This window comes from Streptomyces sp. S.PNR 29, from assembly GCF_030386795.1.
In the GTDB taxonomy this organism is placed as follows: domain Bacteria; phylum Actinomycetota; class Actinomycetes; order Streptomycetales; family Streptomycetaceae; genus Streptomyces.
The window spans coordinates 1-5,006 of sequence record NZ_JANUQM010000033.1 but is presented as its reverse complement, the minus strand read 5'-3'; the positions used below and the strand labels follow the sequence as shown (position 1 = coordinate 5,006).

The window sequence follows — 5,006 nt, the reverse complement described above, 5'->3', positions numbered from 1 at the left end:
GCCCACCAAGACATCCCCTTCGAAACCCTCGTCGAACACCTCAACCCCACCCGCTCCCTCACCCGCCACCCCCTCTTCCAAGTCATGCTCACCTCCAAGTCCGGTTTCGACCCAACGGCCGATCTCCGGGGCCTGGACATGGAGCTGGAGCGGGCCGGCCTGGGAGTCGCCAAGTTCGACCTCTCCTTCAGCCTCGCCGAGTTGTTCACGGAGGACGGCACGCCCAATGGACTCGCCGCATCCGTCGAGTACGCCACCGACCTCTTCGACCATTCGACCGCCCAGCGGCTGACCGGACACCTCACCCGCATCCTCGAGACCGTCGCCGACGATCCCGACCAGCCGATCGGCCGGATCGACATCCTCACCCCCACCGAACGCCGACAACTGCTCGACCACTGGCACACCGACACCACCGACACGTCACCGGTCACCCTCCCGCACCTCTTCGAGAAACAGGCCACAGCCAGGCCCACCGCCCCCGCCCTCATACACGACGACCTCACACTCACCTACGCCCAGCTCAACACCCGCGCCAACCAGCTCGCCCGGCTGCTCATCGCCCACGGAGCCGGACCCGAGCAGCTCATCGCGCTCGCTCTGCCCCGCGGCATCGAGATGGTCACCGCGATCCTCGCCGTCCTCAAGGCCGGCGCCGCCTACCTACCCCTCGACCCCAACCACCCCCTCGACCGCATCACCTACACCCTCCACGACGCCGACCCCCTCCTCACCATCACCACCGGTGAAACCACCAGCTGCCTGCCCACAGACACCCGCTGCATCACCCTCGACGACCCCGCCACCACCCAGGAGCTCGCCGGTCTACCCGAACACAACCCACCCCACACCAGTCACCCCCACCACCCCGCATACATCATCTACACCTCCGGCTCCACCGGCCGGCCCAAAGGCGTCGTTGTCACCCACCACAACGCCACCCGCCTGTTCACCACCACCCGACCAGAACTCGGCTACAGCTCCCACGACACCTGGACCCTCTTCCACTCCTACGCCTTCGACTTCTCCGTCTGGGAAATCTTCGGCCCCCTCCTGCACGGCGGAAAACTCATCATCGTCCCCCACACCACCGCCCGCTCCCCCAAACAATTCCTGCAACTGCTCACCCACCACCAAGTAACCGTCCTCAACCAAACCCCCACCGCCTTCTACCAACTCACCCAGACCGCAACCGACCACCCCCACCTGTCCCGACAACTCAACCTCCACACCATCATCTTCGGCGGCGAAAAACTCGACCCCACCCGCCTCGACCACTGGCACACCCAGCACCCCCACACCCGCCTGGTCAACATGTACGGCATCACCGAAACCACCGTGCACGTCACCCACCACACCCTGACCCCCCAAACAACCAACCCCGGTCAGAGCCCCATCGGCACCCCCCTCCACGACCTGCGCGCCTACACACTCGACGCCACCCTCAACCTGTCCCCCACCGGCGTCCCCGGCGAGCTCTACATCGCCGGCCCCGGCCTCGCCCGCGGCTACCTGGGACGACCCGACCTCACCGCCGAACGCTTCATCGCCAACCCCTACGGCCCACCCGGCAGCCGCATGTACCGCACCGGCGACCTCGCCCGCCGATACACCGACGGCACCCTCCACTACCTCGGCCGCACCGACCACCAAGTCAAGATCCGCGGCTTCCGCATCGAACTCGGCGAAATCGAAACCGCACTAACAAACCACCCCACCGTCGCACAAGCAGCCGTCATCGTCCGCGAGGACCAGCCAGGAGAGTGGGGGCACGTCGTCGCCTATACCGTGCCGGCCGCCGACCGCATCCCGGACGCCTCCGTGCTGCGCACGCATCTGGCCAACGTGCTTCCCGAGTACATGATTCCGTCGGCGTACGTGACGCTGGACGCGCTGCCGCTCACCCCCAACGGCAAGCTCGACACCCAATCCCTCCCGGCACCGCAGATCCGCAGTGAAGCATCCAGGCAGCCCCGGTCTACGCAGGAACAGGTGCTGTGTGAGTTGTTCGCGCAGGTCCTGGGGGTCCCCGAGGTCGGCATCGACGACAGCTTCTTCGACCTCGGCGGCCACTCCCTGCTTGCCACCCGCCTCACCAGCCGCATCCGCACCACCCTCGGCGCGGAAGTACCCATCCGCATGCTGTTCGAAAAGCCCACCGTCGCGGGGTTGTCCGAGCAGTTGTCCAGCACGAAGAAGCCCCGACGCCCCGCGCTGCGTCCTACGCAGAGGTCCAAGGAGGCATGATGATCCCGCTGTCCCACGCCCAGCGCCGCCTGTGGTTCCTCAGCCGCTTCGAGCAGACCGGGGCGACCTACAACATCCCCGTCGTGCTTCACCTGCACGGCTCGCTGGACCTGGCCGCGCTGCGGGCCGCGCTCGGCGACGTCGTCACCCGGCACGAAAGCCTGCGCACCGTCTTCCCTGAAACCGACGGCGAGCCGTACCAGCACGTCCTCGACACCGTCACACCGGATCTCGTCGTGACCACGGTCGAGGAATCCGAACTCGCCAAGGCGCTCACCGAAGCCGGCCGTCACCCCTTCGACCTCACCACCGAAATACCCCTGCGCGCCCACCTGTACCGGCTGGCCGACGACGAGCACGTCCTGCTCATCCTGCTCCACCACATCGCCTCCGACGGCTGGTCGATGGCACCGCTCCTGCGCGACCTGGGAAGCGCATACAACGCCCGCACCACCGGCCAGGCCCCCGACTGGGAACCTCTCCCCGTCCAGTACACCGACTACACCCTCTGGCAACGCGACCTGCTCGGCGACGCCGACGACCCCGACAGCCTGCTCAACGAACAACTCGCCCACTGGCGCACCACCCTGACGGGCATCCCCGAGGAACTCCACCTCCCCACCGACCACCCCCGCCCGGCCAAGGCTTCCTACCGGGGCGCGTCCGTGCGGTTCAGCCTCGATGCCCAGACCCACAGCAAGCTGCTCTCGGTCGCCCGGGCGAACAACGCCAGCCTGTTCATGACCCTCCAGGCCGCCCTGGCCACCCTTCTCACCCGCCTCGGCGCCGGCACCGACATCCCCATCGGCACCCCCATCGCCGGACGCACCGACGAGGCACTGGAGGACCTGGTCGGGTTCTTCGTCAACACCCTCGTCCTGCGCACCGACACGAGCGGCAGCCCCACCTTCCGCGAGCTCCTCTCCCGCATACGCGACACCAACCTCACCGCGTACGCCCACCAGGACGTCCCGTTCGAGACGTTGGTCGAGCACCTCAACCCGACCCGCTCCCTCGCCCGGCATCCGCTCTTCCAGGTCATGCTCGCCCTCCGCGACGAGTTCGAGGCAGCGGCGGAGTTCACCGGCGTCGACGTGGGCATCGAGCGCCCCGCCCTCGACATCGCCAAGTTCGACCTCTCCCTGGCAGCCATCGAGCATCGCGGCGCCGAAGCCGCCGCGGCCGGTGTCAGCCTGGCGTTGGATTACGCAACCGACCTCTTCGACGGCGCGACAGCACAGCGGCTGGCCGACTATCTCATCCGCATCCTCAAGGCCGTCGCCGACGATCCCGACCAGCCGCTCGGTCAAATCGACATCCTCTGCCCGACTGAGCGCCGTCAGTTGCTGACCGAATGGAACGGCAGTGGCGCCCAGTCCGCCCCTGTCACGCTGCCTGCGCTTTTCGAGGCCCAGGTCGCCCGTACCCCCGACGCGGTCGCGGTCCACTCGTGCGACGCCACCCTCACCTACGCGCAGCTCGACGCCCGGGCCAACCAGCTCGCCCATCTCCTGGCGCAGTACGGTGCCGGACCCGAGCGGCTGATCGCCCTTGCCCTGCCCCGGTCGGCGGACATGATCGTCGCGTTGCTGGCGGTACTGAAGTCCGGAGCCGCGTATGTGCCGGTCGATCCGGACTACCCCGCGGACCGCATCAGCTACCTGCTTGAGGACTCGGCCCCGCTGCTCACCCTGACCACCGGCGGGACAGTCCCCCGGCTGCCCGGTGGGACGGACATCCTCGTGCTCGATGCCCCGTCGACCACCGCACGACGCGACGCCCAGGCCACCTCCCCCCTCGGTAGCACCGGTCTCCTGCCCGAGCACCCTGCGTACGTCATCTATACCTCCGGCTCGACCGGCCGCCCCAAGGGCGTGGTGATCCCGCACCAGTCCTTCTGCGCATACCTCGCGGTCTGCGCCGAGAGTTACTCCGGGGTTCGGGGAACCGCCCTGCTGCACTCCCCGCTCGCCTTCGATCTCACCGTCACCTCCCTCTACGGGCCGCTGACCAGCGGTGGCCGGGTTCACGTCGACGAGCTGGACGGTTCGTCCCCGCGTGCCCAGCAGGAGGCACGAACGGCCGTCGACCTGGTGAAGGCGACACCCAGCCATCTCGCGATCCTCGCTGGGCTTCCCAGGGAGTACTCCCCCACCCGAGAGATCGTTCTCGGCGGCGAGGCCCTACCCGGCGACCTCGTGCGGAACTGGCGGGAGAACCACCCGGGCGTAGCCGTCGTGAACGAGTACGGGCCCACCGAGGTCACCGTCGGTTGTATCGCGCACCGCATCGAGCCGGAAGAGCCGATCCTGTCCGGCGATGTGCCGATCGGCCGTCCACTGGGCTCCACACGTGCGTACGTACTGGACTCCGCGCTTCAGCCCATGCCCGTCGGAGTGCCGGGTGAGCTGTACCTCGCGGGTGGCCAGCTCGCCCGCGGCTATCTGGCCCGTGCGGGTCTGACGGCCGAGCGTTTCGTAGCCGACCCGTTCGGTACGACCGGCAGCCGCATGTACCGCACCGGCGACCTCGCCCACTGGACCACCGACGGCAACCTCCACTACGTCGGCCGGGTCGACGAACAGGTCAAGCTGCGCGGCTTCCGCATAGAGCCGGGCGAGGTCGAGGCAGTACTGATGAACCACCCCACCGTCGCGCAAGCCGCTGTCATCGTCCGCGAAGACCAGCCAGGAGACCAACGCATCGCCGCGTACGTGATCCCGGCCGCAGGTGCACAGATCTCCGCGGAGATCCTCCGG

2 protein-coding genes are annotated in these 5,006 nt (G+C 68.1%); both read left to right on the top strand.

What is annotated here, in order from left to right:
• On the top strand, positions 1–2,247 hold a 2,247-nt coding region (locus NW895_RS41030; protein ID WP_289942347.1), incomplete at its 5' end, for an amino acid adenylation domain-containing protein.
• Positions 2,244–5,006, top strand: a 2,763-nt coding sequence (locus tag NW895_RS41025) for an amino acid adenylation domain-containing protein (protein WP_289942346.1), incomplete at its 3' end; no start/stop codon positions are given. The genes NW895_RS41030 and NW895_RS41025, both read left to right, overlap by 4 nt.